The sequence below is a fragment of the Shigella sonnei genome (assembly GCF_002950395.1).
Lineage (GTDB): Bacteria > Pseudomonadota > Gammaproteobacteria > Enterobacterales > Enterobacteriaceae > ECMA0423.
The window spans coordinates 2,172,922-2,189,253 of the sequence record NZ_CP026802.1; the positions used below are offsets into that span (position 1 = coordinate 2,172,922).

Annotated in this window: 16 protein-coding genes, 1 pseudogene and 1 riboswitch; of the genes and pseudogenes, 8 read left to right on the forward strand and 9 right to left on the reverse strand. The window is 52.7% G+C overall.

Annotated features, from left to right (window positions below; all coding sequences use genetic code 11):
• Genes hlyD through C1P89_RS11530 form a run of 4 tightly spaced genes read left to right on the forward strand, consistent with a single transcriptional unit; the run spans nt 1 to nt 4,977 of the window.
• Nucleotides 1-996: a secretion protein HlyD gene (gene hlyD, locus C1P89_RS11515; RefSeq protein ID WP_005141802.1), complete on the forward strand. Its 996-nt coding sequence runs from the start codon at nt 1-3 to the stop codon at nt 994-996.
• The gene (locus C1P89_RS11520; protein ID WP_000996101.1) at nt 989-2,725 is read left to right on the forward strand and encodes an ATP-binding cassette domain-containing protein; all 1,737 of its coding nucleotides are present in this window, start codon (nt 989-991) and stop codon (nt 2,723-2,725) included. The genes hlyD and C1P89_RS11520 overlap by 8 nt, the downstream gene beginning before the upstream one ends.
• Entirely contained in the window at nt 2,718-3,860 is a 1,143-nt protein-coding gene (locus tag C1P89_RS11525) for an ABC transporter permease (protein ID WP_000070120.1), read from the forward strand. The genes C1P89_RS11520 and C1P89_RS11525 overlap by 8 nt, the downstream gene beginning before the upstream one ends.
• A gap of 10 nt (nt 3,861-3,870) precedes the next feature.
• Nucleotides 3,871-4,977: an ABC transporter permease gene (locus C1P89_RS11530; protein WP_000469031.1), complete on the forward strand. Its 1,107-nt coding sequence runs from the start codon at nt 3,871-3,873 to the stop codon at nt 4,975-4,977.
• Here the strand turns inward: C1P89_RS11530 and C1P89_RS11535 are convergent.
• Entirely contained in the window at nt 4,939-5,349 is a 411-nt protein-coding gene (locus C1P89_RS11535; protein ID WP_000871982.1) for a YbhQ family protein, read from the reverse strand. The genes C1P89_RS11530 and C1P89_RS11535 overlap by 39 nt on opposite strands.
• 132 nt (nt 5,350-5,481) lie before the next feature.
• Between C1P89_RS11535 and C1P89_RS11540 the strand changes: the two genes are divergently transcribed.
• The 3 genes and pseudogenes from C1P89_RS11540 to C1P89_RS11550 form a co-directional block, all read left to right on the forward strand.
• On the forward strand, nt 5,482-6,243 hold the full coding sequence (locus C1P89_RS11540) for an endonuclease/exonuclease/phosphatase family protein (protein WP_001113348.1): 762 nt from the start codon (nt 5,482-5,484) through the stop codon (nt 6,241-6,243).
• Complete coding sequence (gene clsB / locus C1P89_RS11545; protein WP_000650359.1) at nt 6,240-7,481, forward strand: cardiolipin synthase ClsB; 1,242 nt, start codon at nt 6,240-6,242, stop codon at nt 7,479-7,481. The genes C1P89_RS11540 and clsB overlap by 4 nt, the downstream gene beginning before the upstream one ends.
• Nucleotides 7,481-8,192, forward strand: a pseudogene (locus C1P89_RS11550) (lysylphosphatidylglycerol synthase transmembrane domain-containing protein); the annotation flags it as partial. The gene clsB and the pseudogene C1P89_RS11550, both read left to right, overlap by 1 nt.
• Before the next feature lie 64 nt (nt 8,193-8,256).
• Here C1P89_RS11550 and C1P89_RS11555 read toward each other — a convergent pair.
• The 7 genes from C1P89_RS11555 to moaA all read right to left on the reverse strand — a co-directional run bounded on the left by C1P89_RS11555 (nt 8,257) and on the right by moaA (nt 12,719).
• Complete coding sequence (locus tag C1P89_RS11555; protein WP_241559682.1) at nt 8,257-8,904, reverse strand: Bax inhibitor-1/YccA family protein; 648 nt, start codon at nt 8,902-8,904, stop codon at nt 8,257-8,259.
• Between the two features lie 270 nt (nt 8,905-9,174).
• Nucleotides 9,175-9,879, reverse strand: coding sequence for a Bax inhibitor-1/YccA family protein (locus tag C1P89_RS11560; RefSeq protein WP_000373624.1), 705 nt, complete (start codon nt 9,877-9,879; stop codon nt 9,175-9,177).
• A 136-nt stretch (nt 9,880-10,015) separates the two neighbouring features.
• Nucleotides 10,016-10,468, reverse strand: a complete 453-nt coding sequence (moaE, locus tag C1P89_RS11565) for a molybdopterin synthase catalytic subunit MoaE (RefSeq protein ID WP_000852287.1) — start codon at nt 10,466-10,468, stop codon at nt 10,016-10,018.
• Nucleotide 10,469: 1 nt separating this feature from the next.
• A complete protein-coding gene (gene moaD / locus C1P89_RS11570) occupies nt 10,470-10,715 on the reverse strand; it encodes a molybdopterin synthase sulfur carrier subunit (RefSeq protein WP_000598624.1) in 246 nt (81 codons plus the stop codon).
• Nucleotides 10,708-11,193: a cyclic pyranopterin monophosphate synthase MoaC gene (gene moaC, locus C1P89_RS11575; protein WP_000080891.1), complete on the reverse strand. Its 486-nt coding sequence runs from the start codon at nt 11,191-11,193 to the stop codon at nt 10,708-10,710. The genes moaD and moaC overlap by 8 nt, the downstream gene beginning before the upstream one ends.
• 2 nt (nt 11,194-11,195) lie before the next feature.
• Nucleotides 11,196-11,708, reverse strand: coding sequence for a molybdenum cofactor biosynthesis protein B (gene moaB, locus C1P89_RS11580; protein ID WP_000084639.1), 513 nt, complete (start codon nt 11,706-11,708; stop codon nt 11,196-11,198).
• A gap of 21 nt (nt 11,709-11,729) precedes the next feature.
• On the reverse strand, nt 11,730-12,719 hold the full coding sequence (moaA, locus tag C1P89_RS11585) for a GTP 3',8-cyclase MoaA (protein ID WP_001315357.1): 990 nt from the start codon (nt 12,717-12,719) through the stop codon (nt 11,730-11,732).
• A riboswitch (molybdenum cofactor riboswitch) is annotated at nt 12,707-12,851 on the reverse strand. It overlaps the preceding gene by 13 nt.
• 264 nt (nt 12,852-13,115) lie before the next feature.
• Between moaA and yvcK the strand changes: the two genes are divergently transcribed.
• The gene (yvcK, locus tag C1P89_RS11590) at nt 13,116-14,024 is read left to right on the forward strand and encodes a uridine diphosphate-N-acetylglucosamine-binding protein YvcK (protein WP_001295302.1); all 909 of its coding nucleotides are present in this window, start codon (nt 13,116-13,118) and stop codon (nt 14,022-14,024) included.
• Nucleotides 14,025-14,215: 191 nt separating this feature from the next.
• On the opposite strand, the gene uvrB is transcribed toward yvcK, so the two are convergent.
• A complete protein-coding gene (gene uvrB, locus C1P89_RS11595) occupies nt 14,216-16,237 on the reverse strand; it encodes an excinuclease ABC subunit UvrB (protein ID WP_000042533.1) in 2,022 nt (673 codons plus the stop codon).
• Nucleotides 16,238-16,332 lie beyond the last annotated feature (95 nt).

Consider the following 16,332-nt stretch of genomic DNA (forward strand, 5'->3'; position numbering starts at 1 on the left):
ATGAAAAAACCTGTCGTGATCGAACTGGCGGTAGTGGTACTTGCCGCCGTGGTTGCCGGAGGCTACTGGTGGTATCAAAGCCGCCAGGATAACGGCCTGACGCTGTATGGCAACGTGGATATTCGTACGGTGAATCTTAGTTTCCGTGTTGGGGGGCGCGTTGAATCGCTGGCGGTGGACGAAGGTGATGCTATCAAAGCGGGCCAGGTGCTGGGCGAACTGGATCACAAGCCGTATGAGATTGCCCTGATGCAGGCGAAAGCGGGCGTCTCGGTGGCACAGGCGCAGTATGATCTGATGCTTGCCGGGTATCGCGATGAAGAAATCGCTCAGGCCGCCGCAGCGGTGAAACAGGCGCAAGCCGCCTATGACTATGCGCAGAACTTCTATAACCGCCAGCAAGGACTGTGGAAAAGCCGCACTATTTCGGCAAATGACCTGGAAAATGCCCGCTCCTCGCGCGACCAGGCGCAGGCAACGCTGAAATCAGCACAGGATAAATTGCGTCAGTACCGTTCCGGTAACCGTGAACAGGACATCGCCCAGGCGAAAGCCAGCCTCGAACAGGCGCAGGCGCAACTGGCGCAGGCGGAGTTGAATTTACAGGACTCAACGTTGATAGCCCCGTCTGATGGCACGCTGTTAACGCGCGCGGTGGAGCCAGGCACGGTCCTCAATGAAGGTGGCACGGTGTTTACCGTTTCACTAACGCGTCCGGTGTGGGTGCGCGCTTATGTTGATGAACGGTATCTTGACCAGGCCCAGCCGGGGCGCAAAGTGCTGCTTTATACCGATGGTCGCCCGGACAAGCCGTATCACGGGCAGATTGGTTTCGTTTCGCCGACTGCTGAATTTACCCCGAAAACCGTCGAAACACCGGATCTGCGTACCGACCTCGTCTATCGCCTGCGTATTGTGGTGACCGACGCCGATGATGCGTTACGCCAGGGAATGCCGGTGACGGTGCAATTCGGTAACGAGGCAGGACATGAATGATGCCGTTATCACGCTGAACGGCCTGGAAAAACGCTTTCCGGGCATGGACAAGCCCGCCGTCGCGCCGCTCGATTGTACCATTCACGCCGGTTATGTGACGGGGCTGGTGGGGCCGGATGGTGCAGGTAAAACCACGCTAATGCGGATGCTGGCGGGATTACTGAAACCCGACAGCGGCAATGCCACGGTGATTGGCTTTGATCCAATCAAAAACGACGGCGCGCTGCACGCCGTGCTCGGCTATATGCCGCAGAAATTTGGTCTGTATGAAGATCTCACGGTGATGGAGAACCTCAATCTGTACGCGGATTTGCGCAGCGTCACCGGCGAGGCACGTAAGCAAACTTTTGCTCGCCTGCTGGAGTTTACGTCTCTTGGGCCGTTTACCGGACGCCTGGCGGGCAAGCTCTCCGGTGGGATGAAACAAAAACTCGGCCTGGCCTGTACCCTGGTGGGCGAACCGAAAGTGTTGCTGCTCGATGAACCCGGCGTCGGCGTTGACCCTATCTCACGGCGCGAACTGTGGCAGATGGTGCATGAGCTGGCAGGCGAAGGGATGTTAATCCTCTGGAGTACCTCGTATCTCGACGAAGCCGAGCAGTGCCGTGACGTGTTACTGATGAATGAAGGCGAGTTGCTGTATCAGGGGGAACCAAAAGCCCTGACACAAACCATGGCCGGACGCAGCTTTCTGATGACAAGTCCACACGAGGGCAACCGCAAACTGTTGCAACGGGCATTGAAACTGCCGCAGGTCAGCGACGGCATGATTCAGGGGAAATCGGTACGTCTGATCCTCAAAAAAGAGACCACACCAGACGATATTCGCCATGCCGACGGGATGCCGGAAATCAACATCAACGAAACTACGCCGCGTTTTGAAGATGCGTTTATTGATTTGCTGGGCGGTGCCGGAACCTCGGAATCGCCGCTGGGCGCAATATTACATACGGTAGAAGGCACACCCGGCGAGACGGTGATCGAAGCGAAAGAACTGACCAAGAAATTTGGTGATTTTGCCGCCACCGATCACGTCAACTTTGCCGTTAAACGCGGGGAGATTTTTGGTTTGCTGGGGCCAAACGGCGCGGGCAAATCGACCACCTTTAAGATGATGTGCGGTTTGCTGGTGCCGACCTCTGGTCAGGCGCTGGTACTGGGGATGGATCTGAAAGAGAGTTCTGGTAAAGCGCGCCAGCATCTCGGCTATATGGCGCAAAAGTTTTCGCTCTACGGTAACCTGACGGTCGAACAGAATTTACGCTTTTTCTCTGGTGTGTATGGCTTACGCGGTCGGGCGCAGAACGAAAAAATCTCCCGCATGAGCGAGGCGTTCGGCCTGAAAAGTATCGCCTCCCACGCCACCGATGAACTGCCATTAGGTTTTAAACAGCGGCTGGCGCTGGCCTGTTCGCTGATGCATGAACCGGACATTCTGTTTCTCGACGAACCGACGTCCGGCGTTGATCCCCTCACCCGCCGTGAATTTTGGCTACATATCAACAGCATGGTAGAGAAAGGCGTCACGGTGATGGTCACCACCCACTTTATGGATGAAGCGGAATATTGCGACCGCATCGGCCTGGTGTACCGTGGGAAATTAATCGCCAGCGGTACGCCGGACGATTTGAAAGCACAGTCGGCTAACGATGAGCAACCCGATCCCACCATGGAGCAAGCCTTTATTCAGTTGATCCACGACTGGGATAAGGAGCATAGCAATGAGTAACCCGATCCTTTCCTGGCGTCGCGTGCGGGCGCTGTGCGTCAAAGAGACGCGGCAGATCGTTCGCGATCCGAGTAGCTGGCTGATTGCGGTAGTGATCCCACTGCTACTGCTGTTTATTTTTGGTTATGGCATTAACCTCGACTCCAGCAAGCTGCGGGTCGGGATCTTGCTGGAACAGCGTAGCGAAGCGGCGCTGGATTTCACCCACACCATGACCGGTTCGCCCTACATCGACGCCACCATCAGCGATAACCGTCAGGAACTGATCGCCAAAATGCAGGCGGGGAAAATTCGCGGTCTGGTGGTTATTCCGGTGGATTTTGCGGAACAGATGGAGCGCGCCAACGCCACCGCACCGATTCAGGTGATCACCGACGGCAGTGAGCCGAATACCGCTAACTTTGTACAGGGGTATGTCGAAGGGATCTGGCAGATCTGGCAGATCTGGCAAATGCAGCGAGCGGAGGACAACGGGCAGACTTTTGAACCGCTTATTGATGTACAAACCCGCTACTGGTTTAACCCGGCGGCGATTAGCCAGCACTTCATTATCCCCGGTGCAGTGACCATCATCATGACGGTCATCGGCGCGATTCTCACCTCGCTGGTGGTGGCGCGAGAATGGGAACGCGGCACCATGGAGGCTCTGCTCTCTACGGAGATTACCCGCACGGAACTGCTGCTGTGTAAGCTGATCCCTTATTACTTTCTCGGGATGCTGGCGATGCTGCTGTGTATGCTGGTGTCAGTGTTTATTCTCGGCGTGCCGTATCGCGGTTCGCTGCTTATTCTGTTTTTTATCTCCAGCCTGTTTTTACTCAGTACCCTGGGGATGGGGCTGCTGATTTCCACGATTACCCGCAACCAGTTCAATGCCGCTCAGGTCGCCCTGAACGCCGCGTTCCTGCCGTCGATTATGCTTTCCGGCTTTATTTTTCAGATCGACAGTATGCCCGCGGTGATCCGCGCGGTGACGTACATTATTCCCGCTCGTTATTTCGTCAGCACCCTGCAAAGCCTGTTCCTCGCCGGGAATATTCCAGTGGTGCTGGTGGTAAACGTGCTGTTTTTGATCGCTTCGGCGGTGATGTTTATCGGCCTGACGTGGCTGAAAACCAAACGTCGGCTGGATTAGGGAGAAGAGCATGTTTCATCGCTTATGGACGTTAATCCGCAAAGAGTTGCAGTCGTTGCTGCGCGAACCACAAACCCGCGCGATTCTGATTTTACCTGTGCTTATTCAGGTGATCCTGTTCCCGTTCGCCGCCACGCTGGAAGTGACTAACGCCACCATCGCCATCTACGATGAAGATAACGGCGAGCATTCGGTGGAGCTGACCCAACGTTTTGCCCGCGCCAGCGCCTTTACCCATGTGCTGCTGCTGAAAAGCCCACAGGAGATCCGCCCAACCATCGACACACAAAAGGCGTTACTACTGGTGCGTTTCCCGGCTGACTTCTCGCGCAAACTGGATACCTTCCAGACCGCGCCGTTGCAGTTGATCCTCGACGGGCGTAACTCCAACAGTGCGCAAATTGCCGCCAACTACCTGCAACAGATCGTCAAAAATTATCAGCAGGAGCTGCTGGAAGGAAAACCGAAACCTAACAACAGCGAGCTGGTGGTACGCAACTGGTATAACCCGAATCTTGACTACAAATGGTTTGTGGTGCCGTCGCTGATCGCCATGATCACCACTATCGGCGTAATGATCGTCACTTCACTTTCCGTCGCCCGCGAACGTGAACAAGGTACGCTCGATCAGCTACTGGTTTCGCCGCTCACCACCTGGCAGATCTTCATCGGCAAAGCCGTACCGGCGTTAATTGTCGCCACCTTCCAGGCCACCATTGTGCTGGCGATTGGTATCTGGGCGTATCAAATCCCCTTCGCCGGATCGCTGGCGCTGTTCTACTTTACGATGGTGATTTACGGTTTATCGCTGGTGGGATTCGGTCTGTTGATTTCATCACTCTGCTCGACACAACAGCAGGCGTTTATCGGCGTGTTTGTTTTTATGATGCCCGCCATTCTCCTTTCCGGTTACGTTTCTCCGGTGGAAAACATGCCAGTATGGCTGCAAAACCTGACGTGGATTAACCCTATTCGCCACTTTACGGACATTACCAAGCAGATTTATTTGAAGGATGCGAGTCTGGATATTGTGTGGAATAGTTTGTGGCCGCTACTGGTGATAACGGCCACGACAGGGTCAGCGGCGTACGCGATGTTTAGACGTAAGGTGATGTAACTTCTTATCTTTCGCCAGCAAAGACACTACCGCCGGGCCAGCAAGGATCGCCAGCCCTGCAATTGCCAGCAAAAAGTTGTTTTCCAGTACGCGGGACAACAGCCACAGCACAATCAGCGCTGCGCCAAAATACCAGGTCGTGGTCAGCTCTTCCAGCACGTCTGCCACCTCACGCCAGCGTTGCTCGGGGTGGCGCTGAAACACCAGCATCATCACTACCGTGACACAATACAGTGCGCATAATCCCACGCCGACGTGAACCAGAGTCTTACTCATCCAGCCCACCACCAGCAGCGCCACTACCAGTAAATGCAACATAATCTGCCAGCAACTTAGACCCGTTGCGACACGAACACGTTGTTGCCACTTCATGGCTTCTCTCCTGAAGAATTTATCTCTACTTACTCAGAGTACCGAACTTTACGGAAAATTCCGTAAGACCGCACCTTTTTGTGACGCCGACTACACTATTTCAATGAGATAAGAGGCAAAGACAGGAAAATTATGCCCGATCAAACACAACAATTTTCGTTCAAGGTGCTCACCATCAACATTCACAAAGGCTTTACCGCGTTTAACCGACGCTTCATTTTGCCGGAACTTCGCGATGCCGTGCGTACCGTCAGCGCCGATATTGTTTGCCTGCAGGAAGTGATGGGCGCGCACGAAGTTCATCCGCTGCATGTGGAAAACTGGCCCGATACCTCGCACTACGAGTTTCTCGCCGACACTATGTGGAGCGATTTTGCCTACGGTCGCAATGCCGTATACCCGGAAGGGCATCACGGCAACGCCGTACTGTCGCGTTATCCCATTGAACATTATGAGAATCGCGATGTTTCGGTCGATGGTGCGGAAAAGCGCGGCGTGCTCTACTGCCGCATTGTGCCGCCGATGACCGGAAAAGCGATTCATGTGATGTGCGTACATCTGGGCCTGCGTGAGGCGCACCGTCAGGCGCAGCTTGCGATGCTCGCCGAATGGGTGAATGAGCTACCGGACGGCGAACCGGTATTGGTGGCGGGTGATTTCAATGACTGGCGGCAAAAAGCTAATCATCCGTTAAAAGTGCAGGCCGGACTGGATGAGATTTTTACCCGCGCCCACGGACGCCCGGCGCGCACGTTTCCGGTGCAATTTCCTCTACTACGACTGGACAGGATCTACGTCAAAAATGCCAGCGCCAGCGCGCCAACCGCGTTGCCGCTGCGGACATGGCGACACCTTTCTGATCATGCCCCTTTAAGTGCGGAGATTCATTTATGAAATGTAGCTGGCGCGAAGGCAATAAGATCCAGTTGCTGGAAAACGGCGAGCAATATTATCCCGCGGTGTTTAAGGCGATTGGCGAGGCACAAGAACGCATCATTCTTGAAACGTTTATCTGGTTTGAGGATAACGTCGGCAAACAGCTGCATGCGGCACTACTGGCAGCAGCGCAACGCGGGGTTAAAGCGGAAGTCTTGCTGGATGGCTACGGTTCGCCGGATCTCAGCGATGAGTTTGTCAATGAACTGACGGCAGCTGGCGTAGTGTTCCGCTACTACGATCCCCGCCCTCGCCTTTTTGGTATGCGCACCAATGTGTTTCGCCGGATGCATCGCAAAATTGTGGTGATCGACGCGCGTATCGCCTTTATTGGCGGGCTGAATTACTCCGCCGAGCATATGTCCAGCTACGGTCCAGAGGCTAAACAGGATTACGCGGTACGCCTTGAAGGGCCGATTGTCGAAGATATTCTCCAGTTTGAGCTGGAAAACCTGCCTGGACAGAGCGCGGCACGACGCTGGTGGCGACGTCATCACAAAGCGGAAGAGAACCGCCAGCCGGGAGACGCGCAGGTATTGCTGGTCTGGCGCGATAACGAAGAACACCGCGATGATATAGAACGCCACTATCTGAAAATGCTCACTCAGGCGCGGCGGGAAGTCATTATCGCCAACGCCTACTTCTTCCCCGGCTATCGATTTTTACACGCCTTGCGTAAAGCGGCACGCCGCGGGGTGCGGATCAAACTGATCATTCAGGGCGAACCGGATATGCCGATTGTCAGAGTCGGCGCGCGCTTGCTGTATAACTATCTGGTTAAAGGCGGCGTTCAGGTGTTTGAGTACCGCCGCCGCCCGCTCCACGGCAAAGTAGCATTGATGGACGATCACTGGGCGACAGTAGGGTCCAGTAATCTCGATCCGCTCAGTTTGTCACTGAATCTCGAAGCAAATGTCATCATCCACGATCGTAATTTTAACCAGACGCTGCGCGATAATCTGAACGGCATTATCGCCGCAGATTGTCAGCAGGTGGATGAAACCATGCTGCCCAAACGCACCTGGTGGAACCTGACCAAAAGCGTGCTGGCGTTCCACTTTTTACGCCACTTCCCGGCGCTGGTTGGCTGGCTTCCGGCACACACGCCACGTCTGGCGCAGGTTGATCCGCCCGCACAACCGACAATGGAAACGCAGGATCGGGTAGAAACTGAAAACACGGGGGTAAAACCCTGATGAGTAAATCACACCCGCGCTGGCGCTTAGCAAAGAAGATCCTCACCTGGCTGTTTTTTATCGCGGTGATTGTGTTGCTGGTGGTCTACGCCAAAAAAGTGGACTGGGAAGAGGTCTGGAAGGTCATCCGCGACTACAATCGCGTTGCGCTGCTTAGTGCGGTCGCTGGTGGTCGTCAGCTATCTGATTTACGGCTGCTATGACCTGCTCGCCCGCTTTTACTGCGGTCACAAACTGGCGAAGCGCCAGGTGATGCTGGTGTCGTTTATCTGCTACGCCTTCAACCTGACGCTCAGTACCTGGGTCGGCGGCATTGGTATGCGCTATCGTTTGTACTCTCGTCTGGGGTTGCCCGGTAGCACTATTACGCGGATTTTCTCGCTCAGTATTACCACCAACTGGCTGGGCTATATTTTACTGGCAGGGATTATCTTTACCGCAGGCGTGGTGGAGTTGCCGGATCACTGGTATGTCGATCAAACTACGCTGCGTATTCTCGGCATTGGCTTACTGATGATTATCGCGGTTTATTTGTGGTTTTGCGCTTTCGCGAAGCACCGCCATATGACCATCAAAGGGCAAAAGCTGGTGCTGCCTTCATGGAAATTCGCCCTCGCTCAGATGCTGATTTCCAGCGTTAACTGGATGGTAATGGGGGCGATTATCTGGCTGTTACTTGGTCAAAGCGTGAACTATTTCTTTGTACTGGGCTACGGGCGAAAAATGAAGCGGCGATGTGAAGTTTAGTTAAGTTCTTTAGTATGTGCATTTACGGCTAATGAAAAAAACACGTATGCCTTTGCCAGACAAGCGTTATAGCTATCGCGGCAAGTATCCCAAAGAAGCCGATAAAATAGTAATAGAGTGTTAATGCACCTGTAAAAGCGCAACGAACCGGACTCCACAACTCTTCACTATGGCATTTTCCTGCCAGTTCAAGGAGCTTATTTCGTCCATGCGAGATAATGCCTGGCCATAACACAATCATTAAGCAACTTATTACCCAAATGGGCCGTTCACTCATTAATGCCGCATTCACGATGATTACCAGGGCCAACCCTGTCAACGTCATCATAATGATAAAACGGTGAGAACCAGGCTCAACATTAAATAATAAACCGGCCAGCATACTGATTAAAAACATCGCGCCCGCAGTGCTGAACACGATGATAATGGCATATACAGGAACTAAACTTGCAACGACAATCGCCACCAAAGAGAGTAAAAACAGATATATTACGCCCGCGATGGCGGCATTTATCTTGTTGATATCCTTACTTAAGCCATACATACAAAGTAATAATAACCCTATAGCGACATACATTGGTGGTGAATCATATTTGGTTGCCGTAATTTCGAGATACTTAGCTCCCCAGGCTAGTCCTGCGGTTGCCACCAAACCTAAAGCGGTAATGAGCCATATACCGTTTTATATCCTGGCCTCGTGCTGAAAATCTAATTTATTGCTGTTTTGCGAGTATGATTCCATTCTTTTAGTTGTCCTTAGAAAAAATATTAATATTCACCATCAATAAATTTAAAACCACGCATACAAAATACTTTTGTATTTATGGATACGGAAAACGATTCCGCTCGCTCATAAGGCATATTTTATACCTGGTACTTGTTAAGTGTCGTTTTTAGTAAGAAAAAAATCCCGACACATGGCCGGGATAGTGATGGTGAAAAAGAATTAACGGCGGTTGCCGAAGATCCGTAACAACATCAGGAACAGGTTGATGAAGTCCAGATACAAGGTTAACGCGCCAAGAATGGAATATTTGCGCAGGTTCGACGTGTCGCGGGTATCAATCTGCTCACCCATATTTTTCAATTTCTGAGTGTCATACGCCGTCAATCCGACAAAGACAATCACGCCGATGTAGGTAACTGCCCACATCAATGCTTCGCTTTTCAGCCAGAAGTTGACCAGCGATGCCAGCACAATGCCGATTAACGCCATAAACAGCATATTGCCAAAGCCACTTAAATCGCGCTTCGTGGTGTAACCGTACAGGCTCATTGCGCCGAACATCCCGGCAGTAACGACGAAAGTACTGGCGATAGAAGCAGCGGTATAGACAATGAATATACTGGAAAGCGTAAGACCCGTCAGCGCCGAATAAAGCATAAAGAGCATCGTCGTTACACCTGCGCTCAGCTTTTGAATCATCGCTGATAACACAATAACCAATGCTAATTGCGCGATGATCAGACCGATTAAAAAGACACGGTTAGTGAACAACAGCTCCATCACGGCCGCGGAATTAGCCGCATACCAGGCAACAAATGCGGTCAGCAACAAGCCAACGGTCATCCAGCCATAGACTTGCGCCATATAAGTTTGCAAGCCAGCCCGGGGTTGTACGATTGAATCAGAACGTGGGAATCTGTCCATGACGATCTCCTGAAGATATAAGGAATATCTTAAGGATACTGCAAAATGATGAGGCTGTGCATCGACGCAGCGTAAACGCATGTACTGAGCGGTGAAATTGCCGGACGCAGCGGTGCCTTATCCGGCTAACAAAAAACTACCAGCGTTTTGCCGCCTGCTGATCGCTCTCCCGGGCTTCAACCCAGCGGTCGCCTTCCGGCGTGGCTTCGCGCTTCCAGAACGGTGCGCGGGTTTTGAGATAATCCATAATAAACTGCCCGGCTTCAAACGCACTGCTGCGATGCGCACTGGTGACACCGACAAAAACGATTTCATCGCCCGGCCATAATTCCCCGATGCGGTGAATCACCGTGACGCGCCCCAGCGGCCAGCGGTTACGCGCTTCATCAACGATTTCTGCCAGTGCTTTTTCAGTCATCCCCGGATAGTGTTCGAGGGTTAATGCTTTGACGCTGTCACCCAGGTTATGGTTGCGCACCTTACCGGTAAACGTGACCACTGCACCGTCTTCGTCACGCTCAGCCAGCCACGGGTACTCTTCTCCTACGCTGAACGGCTGCGGGCCGACAACAATTTTGGTTTCTGCCATCTTAACCTCCGGTTACCGGCGGGAAGAAAGCTACTTCGTCGCCGTCAGTCAGCGGATGGTCAAAACTCACCAGCGTCTGGTTGACGGCAGCCAGCAATTTGCCATCTTCCAGCGCCAGCGCCCAGCGATCGCTCTGCGCAGCCAGGTGCTGGCGTAACGCTTCAACGGTTGGGTAATCCGCAGCCACTTCGGTTGCATCTGTTCCCACCAACTCGCGCACCTGGGCGAAAAAAAGAACTTTAATCATCCGCTTCCACCTTAAAGTCACCCGACTTGCCGCCGCTCTTCGCCAGCAAACGTACCGGACCAATCACCATATCTTTTTGCACCGCTTTGCACATGTCATAAATGGTCAGCGCCGCCACGGAGGCCGCGGTTAACGCTTCCATTTCGACACCGGTTTTCCCGGTCAGGCGGCATAAGGTTTCTATACGCACCCGATTGTGCTCCGGCTCGGCCTGTAAATTGACTTCAACTTTGCTGAGCATCAGCGGGTGACACAGCGGGATCAGATCCCAGGTGCGTTTTGCCGCCTGAATACCGACAATACGCGCAGTGGCAAATACGTCGCCTTTGTGGTGGCGACCATCAATAATCATCGCCAGCGTCTCGCTGCGCATGGTGACAAAGGCTTCCGCCCGCGCTTCACGCACGGTTTCCGCTTTGGCGGAGACATCCACCATGTGCGCTTCGCCAGCGGCGTTGATATGGGTCAGTTGCGACATACTTATTTCTTCAAATGTGGATGGAAATTACACGGACGCGTACGGGCATCCAGCTGCGGCGCGATGATATTTTCCCATGCGGTACGGCACGCTTTGGTCGAACCCGGCATGGCGAAAATCAGCGTTTTGTTGGCGACGCCCGCTACCGCACGAGATTGCAACGTGGAAGTGCCAATCTCTTCAAACGACAACATCCGGAACACTTCACCAAAACCTTCAACTTCACGGTCGAACAACGGCAGCAATGCTTCGGGAGCCTGATCACCTTCCGTCAGGCCAGTCCCCCCCGTAATCAACACCACTTGTACATCGTCGCTGGCGATCCACGCAGATACCTGAGCGCGAATAGCGTAGCGGTTTTCTTTCACAATGGCTTTATCGACAACGTGATGGCCCGCTTCTTGCGCCGAATCGCGCAAATAGTGACCGGAGGTATCGTCTTCTTCACCGCGACGATTAGAAACCGTAAGAATAGCAATACGGGTCGGGATAAATTCAGTGCTTACCTGACTCATCTGATCTCTCCTTTTGACGTTTTAGCCGCCAATGTACGATAAGTTTTGCGTAATACCGGTGTTGTTTTGATGCAGGAAATGGGTCTGTTTCTTCTCCCGCAGCGCCGCTGAAATACGCGCTTCCAGCGCCTGTTGCTGGGTATCGTCTTCCAGCAGATCGCGCAGGTTAACGCCGCCTTCACCAAACAGGCAGAGATGGAGTTTACCAATGGAGGAAACGCGCAGGCGGTTGCAAGTGGCGCAGAAGTCTTTTTCATACGGCATGATAAGGCCAATCTCTCCGGCGTAATCTGGATGGCAAAAGACTTGCGCGGGACCGTCGCTGCGTTGACGTAATTGGTGGATCCAGCCGCGACGCAGTAGCTCGTCACGCAGAACCTGACCAGAGATGTGATGCTTACGGAAGAGCTCACTGCCCTCGCCCGTTTCCATCAGTTCGATGAAACGCAGCTGGATAGGGCGATGCTGGATCCAGTTCAGAAAGGTGTCGAGCTGGTGATGATTAACATCACGCATCAGCACGGTATTGACTTTGACCTTCTCAAAACCGACCTCAAATGCAGCATCGATCCCTGCCATGACCTGGTTGAATTTATCCTGCCCGGTAATAGCGTGAAACTGGCGGGCGTCCAGACTGTCGACACTGACGTTAATGCCAGTAAGTCCCGCATCGCGCCAGTTCGCCACATCGCGTTCCAGACGGTAACCATTGGTGGTGACCGCAATCTGGCGGATAGCGTCGTTTTCCCGCACAGCGGCGATGATATCGGTAAAGTCGCGGCGTAAAGACGGCTCTCCTCCTGTCAGGCGCACTTTTTCGGTGCCCAGACTGGCGAAGGCGCGCGTAACCCGGCGAATTTCATCGACGGTAAGAAAGCCTTTATTGGTGACGCCGCTCGGTTTGTAGCCATCCGGCAGGCAGTAGGTGCAACGAAAGTTACACACATCGGTAATCGACAGGCGCAAGTAGTAAAACTTACGCGCAAATGCATCAGTCAGTTGTGAAGCCATGTACACCTTTCCAGATACGGGAGGCGAAGTCATTTCTTCCTTCGCCCTGGTGGCAATCTTTACGAGCATTGTCACGGCCAAAGCACCGTATCAGTTGACCCAGGTGCAGAGGCTAGAGTGTTTAGTGGTTAAGCCGATACTAGCGTGTAAATGAGATTTTTACCATCCACACTTTCGCTATGTAATCATGTATATAGCGTCATGATCGTGCTATTTCGCTACAGAATAAGGGAAAATGGCAGTTTTACTTTGATATACATCATCAGGGAGGCATAGCGTGCATCGTCCTTTAGAGGTAGAAGAAAATAGTTTGTATCCTCAATATTGGCAGGTTAATTGCTGTTTCCCCGCAATTTGCGCTACTGTAGCGCGGATAATCTGACTCCAGGAAACTATATGCGCAATCGTACGCTGGCTGATCTTGATCGTGTCGTTGCTCTCGGCGGAGGGCATGGACTGGGACGCGTTCTCTCATCACTTTCGTCTTTGGGTTCTCGTTTAACGGGTATCGTCACCACCACGGATAATGGTGGCTCGACGGGGCGTATTCGCCGTTCAGAAGGCGGCATTGCCTGGGGCGATATGCGCAACTGCCTCAACCAACTGATAACGGAACCGAGCGTCGCCTCCGCGATGTTTGAATACCGTTTTGGCGGCAATGGCGAACTTTCCGGTCATAATCTCGGAAACTTGATGTTAAAGGCGCTGGATCACCTTAGCGTGCGGCCTCTGGAAGCCATCAATTTAATTCGTAATCTGCTGAAAGTGGATACGCATTTGATTCCAATGTCAGAGCATCCCGTCGATCTGATGGCGATTGACGATCAGGGGCATGAAGTTTACGGCGAGGTCAATATCGACCAGTTAACTACGCCGATTCAAGAGTTATTATTAACGCCGAATGTACCCGCAACGCGTGAGGCGGTTCACGCTATCAATGAAGCGGATCTCATCATTATTGGGCCTGGCAGTTTTTATACCAGCCTGATGCCAATTCTGCTGCTGAAGGAAATCGCCCAGGCATTACGCCGCACGCCAGCGCCGATGGTCTATATCGGCAATCTGGGGCGTGAGTTGAGTTTACCTGCGGCTAATTTGAAGCTGGAAAGCAAGCTGGCAATTATGGAGCAGTATGTTGGTAAAAAGGTCATTGATGCGGTCATCGTCGGGCCAAAAGTGGATGTCTCGGCGGTGAAAGAGCGGATTGTGATTCAGGAGGTACTGGAGGCCAGCGATATTCCGTATCGTCATGACCGCCAGTTGTTACATAACGCGCTGGAAAAGGCGTTACAGGCTTTAGGTTAACGGAAATCCGAAGAAAAATTCCGGCTTCCTATTGAAGACAAAGTGCGCGTTGTTTATGCCGGATGCGGCGTGAACGCCTTATCCGGCCTACAAACCGCGCTAATTCAATGTATTGCAGAGATCATGTAGGCCTGATAAGCGTAGCACATCAGGCAATTTTGCTTTTGTCATCTGTCTTCTTCGTTATCCTGTCACGAAGCCGCGATAAACAGCTCACGCAGCTGATGCAACTGGTCACGAATTTGTGCCGCTTCTTCGAACTCCAGATTCTGCGCGTGTTGCATCATTAACCCTTCCAGCTCATGGATTTTCTGTTGCAACGCTTTAGGCGACATATCCATCGGCACATTATCCGGCTCAACAATCGGGCGCGATTTTCCTCTGCCCTTCGCTTTGGTTTTGGCAATGTTCTGCCCCAGCGCCAGGATATCGACCACTTTCTTGTTCAAGCCTTGCGGCGTAATTCCGTGTTCCTCGTTGTACTTCTGCTGTTTCTCACGGCGACGTTCGGTTTCGCCAATCGCTTTCGCCATTGATGGGGTGATCTTATCGCCGTAGAGAATCGCTTTACCGTTAACGTTACGTGCCGCACGACCAATAGTCTGGATCAACGAACGTTCGGAACGCAGGAAGCCTTCTTTGTCAGCGTCGAGGATCGCCACCAGCGACACTTCCGGCATATCCAGACCTTCGCGCAGTAAGTTGATCCCTACCAGCACGTCGAACTCACCCAGACGCAAGTCGCGGATAATCTCCATACGTTCGACGGTGTCGATATCTGAATGAAGATAACGCACGCGCTCGCCATGTTCTTCGAGATATTCGGTAAGATCTTCCGCCATCCGCTTGGTCAGTGTGGTGACCAGTACGCGTTCGTTAATTGCCGCTCGCTGACGAATCTCCGAAAGAAGATCATCAACCTGTGTCGCCACCGGCCGCACTTCGATAATCGGGTCAAGCAATCCGGTTGGACGCACCACCTGATCCACCACATCGCCGCCGGATTTTTCCAGCTCGTAATTACCCGGCGTCGCCGAAACATAGATGGTTTGCGGCGCTAATGCTTCGAACTCTTCAAACTTAAGCGGACGGTTATCCAGCGCTGATGGCAGGCGGAAGCCGTACTCCACCAGTGTCTCTTTACGCGCCCGGTCACCGCGATACATGCCGCCAATTTGTGGAATGGTGACGTGAGATTCATCGACCACCAGCAGCCCATCGGCAGGCAGGTAATCAAACAGCGTCGGCGGTGGCTCACCCGGTCCACGACCGGAGAGGAAGCGCGAGTAGTTTTCAATCCCCGAACAGTAGCCCAGCTCGTTCATCATCTCCAGATCAAACTGGGTACGCTGGGTCAGCCGCTGCTCTTCCAGCAGTTTGTTGTTTTCCAACAGCACTTTGCGTCTGGCGGCCAGTTCTTCTTTGATCTCCTCCATCGCCTGTACGATGCGCTCGCGCGGTGTGACGTAGTGCGTTTTCGGGTAGATGGTAAAACGTGGAATAGTGGAAACAATCTGCCCGGTCAGCGGGTCAAATAACGACAATCGTTCCACTTCCTCGTCAAACAGTTCCACGCGAAGTGCAATGTCATCCGATTCTGCCGGGAAGATATCTATCACCTCGCCACGAACGCGGAAAGTACCACGCTGGAATGCTTGATCATTACGAGCGTATTGCAGCTCCGCCAGTCGGCGCAGAATCGCGCGCTGATCGATAATCATACCGACCGTGAGATGGAGCATCATCTTGAGATATAAATCAGGATCGCCCAGACCATAAATCGCGGAAACAGAGGCCACTACAACCACATCACGCCGCTCCAGCATCGCTTTGGTGGCGGATAAACGCATCTGCTCAATATGTTCGTTAACCGAGGCATCTTTCTCAATGAAAGTGTCGGAACTCGGTACATAGGCTTCCGGCTGATAGTAGTCGTAGTAGGAGACGAAATACTCCACCGCGTTTTCCGGGAAGAACTCTTTCATTTCGCCATACAGCTGGGCCGCCAGCGTTTTGTTGGGCGCAAGTACCATGGTTGGGCGCTGAAGGTCAGCAATGACATTGGCAATGGTGAAGGTTTTCCCTGAGCCAGTCACGCCAAGTAACGTCTGGTGCGCCAGGCCATCTTCCAGCCCCTCTTCGAGACGTCGAATCGCCTCTGGCTGATCGCCAGAAGGTTTAAAAGCGGAATTCAGTTTGAACGGTTTACTCATGAGTCGCTACCTGAAGGAGTTGGGCGGGCAGGTATGTAATTTTACTCGTCGTACTTAATTATGCCAACAAATTATACTGGATAAAAAAACAGTTC